This window comes from Nonomuraea turcica, from assembly GCF_030718205.1.
GTDB lineage: Bacteria > Actinomycetota > Actinomycetes > Streptosporangiales > Streptosporangiaceae > Nonomuraea.
In genome coordinates, this window is sequence record NZ_JAUZQF010000039.1 from 13,022 (window position 1) to 26,296 (window position 13,275).

Below are 13,275 nucleotides of genomic sequence, written 5' to 3' on the forward strand. Positions count from 1 at the left end.
ACCGCGGTCGTCCCGGCCAGCGGACTGACGCATCTGGTCAATCGTGCTCAGCGCAGCAGGAGTGACAGCACGTCCGTGCCCAGGGCCTCGAGGACGTCGGCGGCGAGCTGGTATCGCACGAACCGTCCCTGGCGGGTCGTGGTAGCCAGTCCCGAGGAGGCCAGGGCACGCAGATGCCGGTTCACCTGCGTCGGGTCCACGTTCCACAGCATCGCGATCTCTCCTGCCGTCCGCGGCTCGGTCGCGATCGCCCGGGCCACCTCCAGGCGGCCCTGATGTGCGAGGACCTCAAGCCTCCGCCGCACCACGGCGGCGGAGGGAACGGGGGAGCCGGCGTCGACGGGGTGGATGAGAAGAAGTGGCCGCCCGGGAACGTCGGCCACATACAAGTGGGGCCGGATGAAGGTGCTGGGCGCCACAATGAGTCCGCGCCGGGACACGTCATGACGGGTGGCCTGGATCTTCGCGATGCGAACGGTTACCCCGGTCGGGGCCATCTCGATAGAGGGGTCGAGTGTGGTGAGCGCGGGCCCAGGTCCTTGTAAGGACGTGGTGTCGGTGAAGCGCCGCGCCTGGGCTGCCAGCACCGGCCGGATCCGCGCCCATTCGGCCTCGAACCACTCGCGCCAGCTGCAACTCATGAATGAGAGAAAGTCTCCGGCCGCGTCGTGCGGATGCGTGGCGAGCGCTTCAACGCGTGCTGCTACCGCCGGACCTCGTGAGCGCGACCAGCGCAGCGCGACTTGAGTGTCGCCCGACGGTGCGATCGGTCGCAGCAACTGATCGGCCAGTTCCTGGGCGGGCATGGCGCACAGCTGTTCGAAGCGGTCATCAAAGCCGTCCGATGGTGGTGCGGGTGTGACGAACGGCGTTGCTCTGATCGCCTGTGCCGTCCACCACCACGACCGCGTCCACGCTACCAGGCGGGGGCTCATCGCCCTGCGGATCTTCGCCGCCCAATCCTCCAGGCCGTGATGACCGGGGTCACGCAGGACATGCAACGCCGAGCCGAATTCGGTCATCGCCGATACCGCCGGCAGCAGGGATCCCGCCTGCATGCACCGGTCAAGGCCAGTGATCACTGTGGGCATGAAGCCGATCTCATCATCCGCACGTCCGGCCGGTGGGCACCGGGCACCTAAACCATCGCGAAGTATGGGATACATGCTAAATTTCCCGGCGTCCTCGCCATAGGTGTCATCTCAGTCGTTCCCGGTGTGCTCCTGGGCATGTGGGTGGCGCGGCGGCGCGTCCTGGACGAACCCGCCCGCCACCGCTCCTTCCTGACCCGCGCCGCAGTGATCACCACGGCTCTGTCCGTGGCGGGCGCCCTTCCCGCCGGCCTCATCCAGGTCGGCGTGCCGGCCGCCCGTACGAAGATCGCCCTGTTCATGACGACGGCGTTCGCGGCGACGTGGCTCGTCGCACTGGCGCAGCCGTTCATCGGATACCTGGGCAGGATCGGCATGGCGGCGATCGTCGGGCTGATCGCCGTCGCATCCGGCCGGAGACGCAATGGCCTCACTACGGCCATTGAAGCGCTCGGCCAGCGCTCCGTCTCGACGTGGTCAGTCCGCGCGGTCCCCTGCGGCCGCCACTCAGTTGGCCAGCTGTCAGTGTGCGGCGTTCTAACGGGATGTTTCGGGGCGTACGGGCACGCACCGAGCACGGCGGCACTCCTGCACCGCAGCCGGGAGCAAACGCCTCTCGCGGCACACGCCCGCTCCTCGGGAAGACCCAGTGCAAGGAGACCGGCGCGGGCGAATGAACGACCCTCGCGGCAGGCTGATCGCCAGCGTGGGCGATTTACGCGATGGCGGCAAGCGGCCTTTCAGCTGGTTGGTTCCCGCCACCAGGATGCAGTGACCGTTCAGGCGTCCGGCGCGCTGCCGCGACCGCCGAGAGGACCAGCTCGTCCAGCGGCTCGCTGCTGTCACTCCGGATCCACGCCTCGCCGGCAACGTCCAGACACGTGAGCACGCAGGCTACGATCGCGTCGGCGCGCAGGTCGTGCTCGTCTTCCGGCGTGACGCCGAGGCGGCGGTGGATCTCCGGGTGAGCAGCGACTTCGCATTGAGGCGTTTCTCGGGGGTGCGGGCATGCAGCGACGGCGTCCCATAGAGCATCTTCGAGGTCTTCAACATGGTCACGTCGTCCTGGCCGAGCCGCGGCGCGGGGCGCAGCGCGTTGAGCAGGGCGGTCCACGCGTCCTCGGTGGCGGGCCGGGACTCCAACTCTTTGCGGACCCGCTCGCGGTGGGCGGCGACGTCGCCCAGCACGATGTCCTCCGTTGCGCCGAAGTAGCGGAAGAAGGAGCGCCGGGAGATGCCGGCCGCGGCGATGTCGTCGATTGTCGTCGCCAGATGGCCCACGGTGACAGCGTCTTACGACTGATCGCCAAATGAGTCACGCTTCTTAGGCGTCCTGTGGGGCCCGGCTCATGGGGCGGCGGCGCGGATGAACGCATCGGCGAACATCCGCGAGACCTCCTCCACCGGGGGCAGGACGTCACCCAGTGCGTCCTGCAGGGCGGGGCGCAACAGCATGTGCCCCGCCATCGGGCCGATCATCAGCTGGATGAGCAGCGGCAGCGGGAGCGGCCGCAGCCGGCCGGCCTGGATCTGTGACGTCAGCAGGGTGCCGAGGCTGGCGAACATCCGGGGCAGATTGGCCTTCAGCATCCGGGCTGCCGTGCCATCCGGACGGCTGAACAGGTCGCCGAAGATGGCCGGCAGCACCCGCGGCTCGCGGCAGAACGCCTCGGCCAGCGCGCTGTAGATCGCGTGGACGGTCTCCTCGATCCGCTCGGGGGGATCGGTGGCCAGCGCTTCCAAGTCGGGCACCGGGACGTACCGGTCGAACATGGTGGCGAGCAGGCCGTCGCGGCCGCCGAAGATGGCATGCAGGCTGGTCGGCGAGCACTGCGCGGCGGCCGCGACCGCCTCCAGCGTGACCGCGCCTAGCCCGTCGCGGCCGATCAGCTCGGCCGCCGCTGCGAGCGCCCGCTCTCTGACTGGCGGCCGCCCGCCGGGATCGACCCCGGCTTGCCGCACCGCCTCGTCCAGCCTGACCCGTGACCCGCCGAGCCTCCTCAGCAGGGTGCTGCGGGAGATTCCCGCGGCCGCCGCGATCGCCCTCAGCGGCACCTCGGCCACGTCCTTGCCCTGCTTCTCGGCGGCCGCCAGCGCGGCATCCACCAGGTCCTTGTCCACGGCGTCTGATGATACCGCTTCCAATATGAACCTCATCTGTATATCGTCTACAACAGGTTTCACCATATGATGAATTAAGCGGAACGGAGGACCGAGAGAGATGGTGAGTGTGATCGGCGCGGGCCTGCCGCGCACCGGAACCACGTCACTCAAGGCGGCGCTGGAGCGGCTCGGCTTCGGGCCCTGTCACCATATGCAGGAGATTGGCGCCCATCCCGAACAGGCAGAGCGATGGCGCCAGACTCTGGAGGGGCCGGTCAACTGGGGCGGCGTACTGCGGGGCTACCAGGCGGCGGTGGATTGGCCGAGCGCCCACTTCTGGCTCCCGCTCGCGCGGACGTACCCGGACGCTAAGGTCATCGTCACCGTGCGAAATCCCCACGCGTGGTACGCCAGCCTGCGCGACACCGTCTACGCGTTACTGCGCAACCCCGGCGCGGCACCTCGCGAATTCGAACCGGTGGTCACCGGCATGCGGCCGGTGCTGGACCGGATCTGGCGCGACACCTTCGGCACGGCGCTGGCCGACCCGATGCCGGGCGAGCACAACGCCGTCGAGGTGTTACAGCGCCGCACCGCGGAGGTCACGGACGCCCTCCCCGCCGACCGCGTCCTGATCCACCAGACCGGGCAGGGCTGGGAGCCTCTGTGTGACTTCCTCGGCGTGGCCGTGCCAGACCAGCCCTACCCGCGCCTCAACGACCGGCAGGCCGCCCTGAGCCACCTGCGGCGGGCGGCGCGATCGTGAAGCTGCGCCGGCTCCTCACCCTCCACGCCCTGGTCACCTGCGCGGCGGGTGTGGTGCTCATCGCCGCGCCCGGCCTGATTCCCGGCGCCGTCGGCATACGCATCGCGCCGGAGGCCTACCTGGTGTGCTACCTCCTGGGAGCCGCCGAGCTCGCCGTGGCGTTCCTGTCGTTCGCCGGCAGAACCCTCCGGCACCCCGACGGGGTCCGGCTCATCACCTGGACCATGATCGTGTTCCACGGCTGCACGGCCGCCGTGGAGATCTACGCCTTCACGCGCGGCCTCCATCCCACGATCTGGGCGAACGTGGCGCTGCGTGTGGCGGTCATCGTCTTGTTCATCCACTACGGCTTGCGCCGGAAGGGACAACTATGATCAACGAGAGCACCGGCGTTCTGGTGTGCGGCGGCGGCCCGGCGGGCATGATGCTGGGCCTCCTGCTGGCCAGAGCGGGCATCGAGGTCACCGTGTTGGAGAAGCACGGCGACTTCCTGCGCGACTTCCGGGGTGACACCGTGCACGCCTCGACCGTCAGGCTGATGGACGAACTCGGCCTGGGAGAGAAGTTCCGCCGGCTGCCGCAGAACCGGTTGGGCGATCTGGTGGCGCCGCTCCCGGACGGCGGCAGGATCGCGCTGAGCGACTTCGCGTCCCTGCCCGCCCCGTACAACTACATCGCGATGATCCCGCAGTGGGACCTGCTCGATTTCCTGGCCGCCGAGGCAGCCGCTGAGCCGGCCTTCACCTTATGGAAGAGCACCGCCGTCACGGGGTTGATCAAGGAAAGCGGCAAGGTCGTGGGCGTCCGCTACCGCACCAGAGAGGGCGCGGAGGGAGAGATTCACGCGCAGCTCACCGTGGCCGCCGACGGCCGTCACTCGACCGTACGCCAGGGGCTGGGGCTGGCGCCCAAGGAGTATCCGGTCCCCTTCGACACATGGTGGTTTCGCCTGCCCAGGCACGCCGGGGAGCAGGACGAGATCGCCAGACTCGCCGGCGAGTTCAAAGGCGACCAGATCGCGCTCACCTTCACCCGCGAGGACTACTACCAGATCGCCTACTTCACCGCCAAAGGCGCCGACCCCCGGCTGCGCGCGGAGGGCGTCGAACGTTTCCGCGAGCGCATCGCCAACCTGCTCCCCCGATTCGCCGACCGGGTGGACCACATCGCCGGCATGGACGACCTCCACCTGCTCGATGTGAAGCTGAACCGGCTGAACTGGTGGTACGCCGACGGCGTGCTGCTCATCGGCGACGCCGCGCATGCCATGTCACCCGCCGGCGGGATGGGCATCAACCTCGCCATCCAGGACGCCGTGGCAGCCGCGACGATCCTGGCCGAGCCGCTGCGGCGGGGCCACGTCACCACCGCCGACCTGGCCAGGGTGCAAAAGCGCAGGTGGTGGCCGACCGTCATCGTCCAGACTATCCAGCGCATGCTGCACCGCACGATGTTCGTCCCCGCCTTCACCGGCAAAGGCGCCCGCCCTCCCCGGCCACTGGTCTTCATGGCGCGGTACTTTCCCGCCTTCAAGAAGTTGCCGTCCAAACTGATCGCGTACGGCCCGCGCCCCGAGCACGCGCCTGACTACGCCCGCAGGTGATCACAGCCGCCGCCTCAACATGCGGCCACCACCCCACACGGCACACCTCGTCCAAACCGCCAGCAGCATCCCGACACCAGAGTCGTGGACGCCATGCCGGGTCCACGACGCCATGAAGGCGTGCATCGGCGGGTTTTGATCGTCGTCTTCCCCCGGTTTCCAGCCGCTCGACATGGCCGGTCCTGCCGACATGTTGCCCCAGAGGACGGTTACCAGGTGTAGGTGGCAGCCGAGTTCCCGGCAGCCGGATGTCGGCCAACCGCTGGCACCGCGCCTTTGACGCCGGTGGCCGCCAGACCCTGCTGCCCAAGGGGGCCGGGCGAGGAGAGGCGCGAGCCGGCCAAGGCCAGTTAGAGAGGCTGCAGGCGGCGTTGGGCGCAGGGCCGGTGCGTACGGCTGGGTCGAGGATCAATGCTGGACCTTGGCCCGGATCATCGAGCTGGTCTGGGAAGAGTTCCGCATCTCCTATACCTCGTCCGGGGTGGACTATCTGCTGCACCGGCTGTGCTAGGCCGGTCAAGGCCTGAGACCGCCGAAGCGGCCACAGCTGAGGGCGGCTCAGGGGCCACTGGATGCACCACCCGTTCGCTTCGCGGAGGGGTGAACGCCTAGCACGCCGTTGGCATATGGATAGGGCGATTCGGTGACCGAGATCGAAGATCAGTTCCTGCGCATCGGAATGGTGCCGCGCCTTCGAGGGTCAATGAGCGGAAGACGGCCTGCGTTTACGCTGCGGTTGTACCGGGACGACGGCGCGCAGGTGAGTGCGGGCAGTGTCCATGATTTCGGCGAGCTGGGCGATCTGCTTGCCGTTCAGCCGGTCGATCAGGCCGTCGCGGACCGCCTCCACGTGTCCGGGCGCCGTTTTCTCGAGGAGCCGCCGGCCTTCCTCGGTGATGACGACCATGGCCCTGCGCTCGTCGTCGGCGCTCGTTTCGCGGCGGAGCAGACCGGCCTTCTCCAGCTGTGCGACCTGGTAGCTAAGGCCGCTTCGTGAGGTGATCATCAGGTCGGCGAGTTCGGTGATGCACCGGTGCTGTGGGCTGGCCTTGTTGGCCCAGTGCAGGATCTCGTATTGGACCATGGTGAGCCCGCCCGCCTCCCGGAGTTGCCGTTCGACGAGGCGGTGGACCAGCGCGGAGGTTTCCAGGAAGCCGGTCCAGGCGCGCATCTCCTGCTCGTTCAGCCAGCGCGGTTCGCTCATGGGGAGAGTCTATCCGACTTGCGTCGAATTCGACGCATGCGTACGATTCATATGCGTCGAATTCGACGTAATCCTTCCGAAGGGTTCACCAATGAAGATCAGCATCATCGGCAACGGCAACGTCGGCTCCGCCCTGGCCCGCCGCTTCACCCAGATGGGCCACGACGTCACCGTCGCGAACTCGACCACCCCGCCCGCCCAGGCGGCGGCCCAAGCCGCTGCGGCGGACATTGTCGTGCTCGCAGTACGCTTCCGCGTGGTCGCCCAGCTCGACGCCCAGGTCAAGGCCGCCCTGGACGGCAAGATCGTGATCGACGCCACCAACCCGCAGACGCCCGACTTCATGGCGCTGACCATCGGGCACACCACCTCGGCCGGTGAGCAGGTCGCCGCCGCCCTCCCAGGCACCAGGGTGGTGAAGGCGTTCAACACGATCTTCGCCGCCAACCTGGAGGTCCCGGACCTCGGCGGCAGCCCGCAGTTCCTCCCGGTGGCCAGCGACGACGACATGGCCAAGAAGACCGTTATCGACCTGGGCGTCCAGCTCGGTTTCGACGCGGTCGACGCCGGCCCGCTCGCCAACGCCCGCTACCTGGAGCCGGCCGTCGAACTGCTGGTGCACCTTGCCTACGGCTCCGGACTCGGCGGCGGCATCGGCTACACGCTGGCGCGGGCATGACGGTCCAGGGTCTGACGCGGTCACGGCCAAAGGAACTTCCCGTGACCAGCATTGGAACTGTCTGAGCAGGTGGCGCCAGCGGCGGCCGAGGCGCCGAGTGGAATCGGCAAGGCGCCGACCCCAGCTCATCGCTGCGGGCGTCAGGACGCCATTCGCCTACGGTAGCCACGCGGGAAGGCGCACCGTCTGACGGCCAAGGCATAGGCCGCGAGAATCGAAGCGATAGGCGCTGGGCGGCGACCTGGCCGAAGTGCTGGCACCGGCGTGGTGGCGCGCCAGGCCGCCGTCGTCGCTCGATCCGATTGTCCTGCTATCTGCAGCGTCTGGCGTGCCGCACATCACCCGGCTACGCCGCTCTCGATCTCTGGCCTGGAACCATGGCGTGGCGGTCGACTCCATACACCGTTCTTACTCCCCGGGCAGGTCCTGCGAGAGATGACCGAACCGGGCCATGGGCGCGTGCTGTTCGTGTCGCGGGTCACATCCCTTACCGGTGGCATCATCGTCCCGATTACGCGGCATCGTAAGCCGGACGGCACGGGCCTCCTGCACCATCTCACGGCTTATGTCGCCGCTCAGGGGTTACCCGCGCCCTTACGCCCGGGGCTGGTCACAAAAACCGGCATGCGTTCGGCCGCGGCCGATCTGAGTACCTGCCCGTCGGCCGTCCGGGCGTCGCATAGACGCAGTCGCCGACCTGGCGCCGTCTGTGCTCCGCAACTAATACCCCTCCCATCGGGTGCTCAGCCTGGACTGCTGCTGGCACCACCGCTGAGCCATCCTCTCCTCTCTGAAGGGAGCCCGTCTCGTGCCTCTCGCTCTGCTCGCCCTGGCGATCAGTGCCTTCGGCATCGGTACCTGCGAGTTCATCATCAGCGGCGGCCTGCTGCCCGAGCTGGCAGCCGATCTGCGCGTTGGTGTCCCGTCGGCCGGACTGCTGGTCACTGCGTACGCGTTCGGCGTCGTCGTCGATGCGCCACTGCTCACCTTGCTGGGTACACGGCTGCCGCGCAAGACGATGCTGTTGTTTCTCATGGCGCTGTTCATCACCGGAAACCTGCTTTCAGCACTGGCGCCGACCTACGGTGTCCTCATGATCGGGCGGATCCTGGCCGCCTTCGCCCACGGCGCGTACTTCGGCGTCGGTGCAGTCGTCGCCGCCGGCCTGGTCGAGCCCCATCGGCGGGCCCGTGCCCTGGCTCTGATGTTCACCGGCCTGAGCCTGGCCAACGTACTTGGCGTGCCCGGCGGAACTGCGATCGGGCAGGCGTTCGGGTGGCGTGCCGCATTCTGGGCCGTCGTCGCGATCGGCGCCGTCGGCCTTGCCGGAGTGGCGGCGCTCGTGCCTTCACAGGCACGGTCGCGAGAGGGCGGACTGGGCCGCGAACTGACCGTATTCCGGCAGGGCGGAGTGTGGCTGGCACTCGCTACCACCGTGCTCGGCTTCGCCCCCGTGTTCACGGTGATCACTTTTGTCGCCCCCATGATGACCGACGTGGCCGACTTCTCGCCGGAAGCGATACCCGTGGTCATGGGGGTGTTCGGTGTCGGCCTCGTGCTCGGGAACCTGCTCGGCGGCCGGTTGGCCGACCGATCCGTGCAGCACGCCATCTACGGTTCTGTCGGTGCTCTCACGATGCTGTCGCTGGGGACGGCGCTGACCGCGGCGAACAAGCCGGCGTTAGTCGTCACGATCACCTTGTTCGGGGTCGCCGCGTTCGCCACGATCCCGCCACTGCAGACCCAGGTGCTCGACAGCGCCGAGAAAGCACCCACCCTGGCGTCGGCGGCCAACATCGGCGCCTTCAACCTCGCCAACGCTCTCGGCTCGCTGCTGGCGGGCCTGGCTGTCGACACCGGCTACGGCTACACCAGCCCCGCCTGGATCGCCGTGATCCTCGGGATCGCGGGCCTCGTCATGGCCGGGCTGACGAGCTTCCGGAGACGCAGCCGCGTACCGGCCGCCCCGAACAGATCAACGGCGAAAACGACGATGTGACCCCTGACCCATCGTGCGATCCTTTTGGTCTCCCCCCGAGTGATTGTCAAGTTGGGGCATCGCATGTGGCGGCCCAGGTGGAGTGAAGGCATAGCCCCGATCATGTCGATACGGGTGTTGTTGCGAGAAGCGACTGAGCCGGGCCATGGCCCTGTCCTTGCCCCTGCCGCCCTTGTCGCGCAGCGTCTCGACGATGGCGTTCAGGCAACGGGAGGTCCACAGCGCGACCGCAGCTGAACGCAGCATCAGGTCCGATGGTTCTGTGCCCGCGATCTCTTCGCCACACAGTTTCCGGCAGGGGCGGAAGGGCGCCTGCGTCCTCCGCTTCCGCCCCTGCCAGAGGGCTCACCTCGACGTTTCGGCACGTGAGGGTCTAGGCGAGGCTGCCCCCGGCTATTAGCCGCTCCATCGTGCGCTGCATCCCCGCGGCGTCGTTGAGATGTGGGAACGGCTCGTCCACCGGTGCATCGACGTCCAGGAACCGGCACAGTGGCTCCCAGCCTTCGCGAACGTCGAACACCAGCAGCCGATCCGCTGGAAGGCTCTCCCGGACGGTCGCGACATGACGATCAAACGCCGCCACCGCGATCTCTTCCGCTGGCATGCCATCACGGGAGTGCCAGTCCTGGTCGCCGAAGATGGACTGTCCGATGTGGTCCATGATCGGGCCGTACCGCTTCAGAGCGCCGAAGACCTCGGCCGCGCGTTCCGGCAAGTTCGGCGGTAGTTCCCGGCCGGGGCCGGTGGCGATGAGCGTCTGCATGCTGACATACCAGGGGTGCGGGTCGCGGACGGTCAGGATGACCTTCGCCTCCGGGTAGGTGTCCGCCAGCTCACGCCAGAAAAAACTGGCCGGCCAGTCCTGCGTCGACTGGTACCCATCAAGCACCCGGCCCCAGTCCAGCGGCTCACCGGAGAGCACCGGCAGCCACCTGTCCACCTGGCTCGGATCCGTGAGGATCTCGAACATGTGATGGCAGGGTCCGAACCCCAAGCGCTCCACCGCCGCCTTCATCGAGAAGGTTCCGGTACGCGGGAACCCCGCGCCAATGACTTTCAACACGCCGTGCTCCCGACTGTCGAATTCCACGAACGCATCCTGAGAGCGATCTCGCGGCCGCAGTGTGACAGCGACCCCGAACTTGCCAGAGCTGGTGAAGTGCCGACATCGCGGACATGAGAGCTGAAAGCGCGTGAGATCCACGATCATGACGGTGAAAGAGCCCTTCTCCACGAAGGGCACGGCGGATGGTCGCCGCTGACCTGCCGCTACTGGATATCCAGGTCTTCAACTGGCTACGTGGCGCTACACAGGGTGAATTCTAGAGTCGTCATGAATGTGCCCGGGCCGTGGGAGTGAGGCCGATCCAGGATGGTCATCGGGCGCGGCTGGGGTGAAATCCTGATCACCTTGCCCACCATCGCGCCAGGCGACTTCAGCCGGCCGATCCTATGACTGAGCCGGGCTGTGACCGCAGGAACTCCTGGCCGAGGCCGCTTCGTGGCCAGAGCATGCCGCTCGGGACGTGCTCGAAACCCCGCAGCGGGACGACAGGGCACAGCTTGGGTCATCGCTTGACTCTTTATCGTTGATCGATACTATCGATAAACGATAATATCGCTCAACGATGTGGAGGCGTGCTGTGCCCGTCGAAAGATCCACCCCCCTGAAGTGGACGGCGATCGTCGTCCGGGTTCTCCTGGTGCTGTTCGCCGCGACGATGGTCTACGAGGTCGGGCGTGCGGCCTTGACTGGCGGAGAGAACGCCTTCGGTTCGCGTGGCACCCAGAGCCTGGTGTGTGTGTCATCACCGAGCATCCATGATGTGGAGGGCAACTTCGCCGAGGACCCGCAACGCCGGAAGGCCGTGGTGGCGAGTAGCACCGTCGACGACCGCTACCCCGTGGAGAAGGGAGTCGAGTTCGCCTACGCGCTGCCTCGGATCGGCAGGGACGACTCCAGCCTCGGCACGCAGGTGCTCTATCAGACGTCGCGATTCGCAACCCCGCTCGTGCTGCTCATCGCGCTCTTCCTCCTCGACCAGCTGATCAGAGGCGCACAGCGGGAGAACGGTTTCGATGAGGTGGTCGTTCGCAGGTTGTGGTTCCTCGGTGCGTTCCTCATTGTCAGCACAGTCGCGGCGTCGCTCTACACGAGCATCGTTGAGACCGGGCTGGCCGTATCGATGGTGGCCGGCTCCGTCAGGGAAGTGTGGGAGATGGCCCTGCTCGGTTGGGCCTTCCCGTGGGCGTTCCTGCTTGCCGGGCTCGGGCTCATGGTCATGTCGAAGGTCGTTCGCGTCGGCGCGCACATGCGCGAGGAACTCGAAGGAACTGTCTGATGCCGCCTGCCGAAAACCCCGAGCACACCATCGAGGTGCATCTGGATCGGCTGCTCGAAGAGCGTGGCATGACGGTGGTCGAGCTGGCCGACAAGGTGGGGATCACTAATGTGAACCTGTCGATCCTCAAGAACAACCGCGCCAAGGCGATCCGGTTCTCTACGTTGAGCAAGATCTGCGAGGTCCTCGGCTGCCAGCCCGGCGACCTCCTATCCTTCATACCCCGCTCTTCCAGAGGTTGAACGCGTGAAGTTCCCGGGTCGTGACGGAAGACGCAGGCGCTGCGGCGCAGGTCGGGCTCAATCTCGACGTCCATGCGGGCCCATTACCGCCTCTACGTATTCAACCTGTGTAGCGGCAAGCACTTGGGCCACGCTGTTGCGACCGTGGATGGAGTGGGGTCTGCGGCGGTGGACTTTGGCCGACATCAGACCACAGCGGGTGACATCCGGGGGCTCAGCCCGTCGAGGGCGCTCGGTGAACCGCCGTCAATCACCGGCAAAATGGCGGATGACAGCCGCCAGACCGCAGATGATCATTTTGACGTCCACCGTCGTCACATCGGACAGGATCGTGGTCTTGCCCCGGTTTGGTGGACACCTGATCTCTGAGGAACCCTGGTTCCCAGAAGAAGGAGTTCACTGTGCCGAACAACTATCCGCCGGAGTTTCGCCGGCAGATGGTGGAACTGGTGCGCGCGGGACGGACGCCGGAGGAGCTGGCCAAGGAGTTCCAGCCCTCCGCGCAGTCGATCCGTACCTGGGTGCGCCAGGCCGACCTGGATGACGGCCGCCGCCAAGACGGCTTGACCAGCACCGAGAAGGACGAGCTGGCCCGGCTGCGGCGCGAGAACAAGATCCTCCGCGAGGAGAAGGAGATCTTGCGCAAGGCCGCGGCTTTCTTCGCGCGGGAGACGGATCTGCCGAAATGAAATTCCGGCTGATCCATGCGGAGAAGGACCACCACGATGTCTCCCTGCTGGCCCGGGTGCTGGGTGTGTCGCGCCAGGGCTACTACGCCTGGGCGGCTCGCCAGGAGCGCGGCCCTTCGGCTCGGGCGCGCCGCGACGCCGAGCTGACCGGCAAGATCCGCGACCATCATCAGGCCTCCGATGAGATCTACGGGGCGCCGCGCATCCACGCTGACCTGCGAGAGATCGACGGCATACGCGTCGGCCGCAAACGCGTGGCCCGGCTCATGCGCCGGGCCGGGCTGTCCGGGGTGAGCAGGCGTAAGGGCTGCCGGACGACGATCGCCGACAGGCAGGCCGTCGCCGCGTCCGACCTGGTCAAGCGGAAGTTCAGCGCGGTCGAGCCGAACCGGATCTGGACCGCCGACATCACCTACGTGCCGACCTGGCAGGGCTTCGTCTACCTCGCGGTCGTCCTGGACGTCTTCTCCCGCCGCATCGTCGGCTGGGCGATGGCCGACCACATGCGCACCGAGTTGGTGACCGACGCGTTGGCGATGGCCATCCACCAGCGCCGC

Annotated in this window: 13 protein-coding genes and 2 pseudogenes; 10 read left to right on the top strand and 5 right to left on the bottom strand. The window is 67.3% G+C overall.

Features of this window, described 5'->3' with window-relative positions; genetic code table 11:
- Positions 1-47 precede the first annotated feature (47 nt).
- The 3 genes from Q9G87_RS54470 to Q9G87_RS54480 form a co-directional block, all read right to left on the bottom strand.
- Entirely contained in the window at positions 48-1,091 is a 1,044-nt protein-coding gene (locus Q9G87_RS54470) for an ArsR/SmtB family transcription factor (RefSeq protein ID WP_305924583.1), read from the bottom strand.
- An 894-nt stretch (positions 1,092-1,985) separates the two neighbouring features.
- The gene (locus Q9G87_RS54475) at positions 1,986-2,372 is read right to left on the bottom strand and encodes a TetR/AcrR family transcriptional regulator (protein ID WP_305924584.1); all 387 of its coding nucleotides are present in this window, start codon (positions 2,370-2,372) and stop codon (positions 1,986-1,988) included.
- Positions 2,373-2,438: 66 nt separating this feature from the next.
- Complete coding sequence (locus Q9G87_RS54480) at positions 2,439-3,212, bottom strand: TetR/AcrR family transcriptional regulator (RefSeq protein ID WP_305924585.1); 774 nt, start codon at positions 3,210-3,212, stop codon at positions 2,439-2,441.
- A gap of 100 nt (positions 3,213-3,312) precedes the next feature.
- Here Q9G87_RS54480 and Q9G87_RS54485 point away from each other — a divergent pair, with 100 nt between their 5' ends.
- The 4 genes and pseudogenes from Q9G87_RS54485 to Q9G87_RS54500 form a co-directional block, all read left to right on the top strand.
- A complete protein-coding gene (locus Q9G87_RS54485) occupies positions 3,313-3,960 on the top strand; it encodes a sulfotransferase family protein (protein WP_305924586.1) in 648 nt (215 codons plus the stop codon).
- Entirely contained in the window at positions 3,957-4,334 is a 378-nt protein-coding gene (locus Q9G87_RS54490) for a hypothetical protein (protein ID WP_305924587.1), read from the top strand. The genes Q9G87_RS54485 and Q9G87_RS54490 overlap by 4 nt, the downstream gene beginning before the upstream one ends.
- Positions 4,331-5,563, top strand: a complete 1,233-nt coding sequence (locus Q9G87_RS54495) for an FAD-dependent oxidoreductase (RefSeq protein ID WP_305924588.1) — start codon at positions 4,331-4,333, stop codon at positions 5,561-5,563. Before Q9G87_RS54490 ends, Q9G87_RS54495 begins: the two co-directional genes overlap by 4 nt.
- Before the next feature lie 415 nt (positions 5,564-5,978).
- A pseudogene (locus tag Q9G87_RS54500) lies at positions 5,979-6,074 on the top strand (helix-turn-helix domain-containing protein); the annotation flags it as partial.
- 189 nt (positions 6,075-6,263) lie between these two features.
- Here the strand turns inward: Q9G87_RS54500 and Q9G87_RS54505 are convergent.
- Positions 6,264-6,767 carry a MarR family winged helix-turn-helix transcriptional regulator gene (locus tag Q9G87_RS54505; RefSeq protein ID WP_305924589.1) on the bottom strand — a complete coding sequence of 168 codons (504 nt, stop codon included), beginning with the start codon at positions 6,765-6,767 and terminating at the stop codon, positions 6,264-6,266.
- Between the two features lie 91 nt (positions 6,768-6,858).
- Between Q9G87_RS54505 and Q9G87_RS54510 the strand changes: the two genes are divergently transcribed.
- The gene (locus tag Q9G87_RS54510; protein WP_305924590.1) at positions 6,859-7,446 is read left to right on the top strand and encodes an NADPH-dependent F420 reductase; all 588 of its coding nucleotides are present in this window, start codon (positions 6,859-6,861) and stop codon (positions 7,444-7,446) included.
- An 808-nt stretch (positions 7,447-8,254) separates the two neighbouring features.
- Entirely contained in the window at positions 8,255-9,445 is a 1,191-nt protein-coding gene (locus Q9G87_RS54515) for an MFS transporter (protein ID WP_305924591.1), read from the top strand.
- Between the two features lie 373 nt (positions 9,446-9,818).
- On the opposite strand, the gene Q9G87_RS54520 is transcribed toward Q9G87_RS54515, so the two are convergent.
- Positions 9,819-10,535, bottom strand: a complete 717-nt coding sequence (locus Q9G87_RS54520) for a sulfotransferase family protein (protein WP_305924592.1) — start codon at positions 10,533-10,535, stop codon at positions 9,819-9,821.
- Positions 10,536-11,088: 553 nt separating this feature from the next.
- Between Q9G87_RS54520 and Q9G87_RS54525 the strand changes: the two genes are divergently transcribed.
- From Q9G87_RS54525 to Q9G87_RS54540, 4 genes and pseudogenes are all read left to right on the top strand, one after another.
- Positions 11,089-11,787, top strand: coding sequence for a DUF2975 domain-containing protein (locus Q9G87_RS54525; RefSeq protein ID WP_305924593.1), 699 nt, complete (start codon positions 11,089-11,091; stop codon positions 11,785-11,787).
- Positions 11,787-12,029, top strand: a complete 243-nt coding sequence (locus Q9G87_RS54530; protein ID WP_305924594.1) for a helix-turn-helix domain-containing protein — start codon at positions 11,787-11,789, stop codon at positions 12,027-12,029. Before Q9G87_RS54525 ends, Q9G87_RS54530 begins: the two co-directional genes overlap by 1 nt.
- A 401-nt stretch (positions 12,030-12,430) precedes the next feature.
- Positions 12,431-12,718 carry a transposase gene (locus Q9G87_RS54535; RefSeq protein ID WP_305924595.1) on the top strand — a complete coding sequence of 96 codons (288 nt, stop codon included), beginning with the start codon at positions 12,431-12,433 and terminating at the stop codon, positions 12,716-12,718.
- A pseudogene (locus Q9G87_RS54540) lies at positions 12,715-13,263 on the top strand (IS3 family transposase); the annotation flags it as partial. The gene Q9G87_RS54535 and the pseudogene Q9G87_RS54540, both read left to right, overlap by 4 nt.
- Positions 13,264-13,275 lie beyond the last annotated feature (12 nt).

Coding starts and splice junctions, on each gene's coding strand:
- Q9G87_RS54470 (WP_305924583.1), bottom strand. CDS start 1,091: ATGCCCACAGTGATCACTGGCCTTGACCGGTGCATGCAGGCGGGATCC.
- Q9G87_RS54485 (WP_305924586.1), top strand. CDS start 3,313: ATGGTGAGTGTGATCGGCGCGGGCCTGCCGCGCACCGGAACCACGTCA.
- Q9G87_RS54495 (WP_305924588.1), top strand. CDS start 4,331: ATGATCAACGAGAGCACCGGCGTTCTGGTGTGCGGCGGCGGCCCGGCG.
- Q9G87_RS54505 (WP_305924589.1), bottom strand. CDS start 6,767: ATGAGCGAACCGCGCTGGCTGAACGAGCAGGAGATGCGCGCCTGGACC.
- Q9G87_RS54510 (WP_305924590.1), top strand. CDS start 6,859: ATGAAGATCAGCATCATCGGCAACGGCAACGTCGGCTCCGCCCTGGCC.
- Q9G87_RS54530 (WP_305924594.1), top strand. CDS start 11,787: ATGCCGCCTGCCGAAAACCCCGAGCACACCATCGAGGTGCATCTGGAT.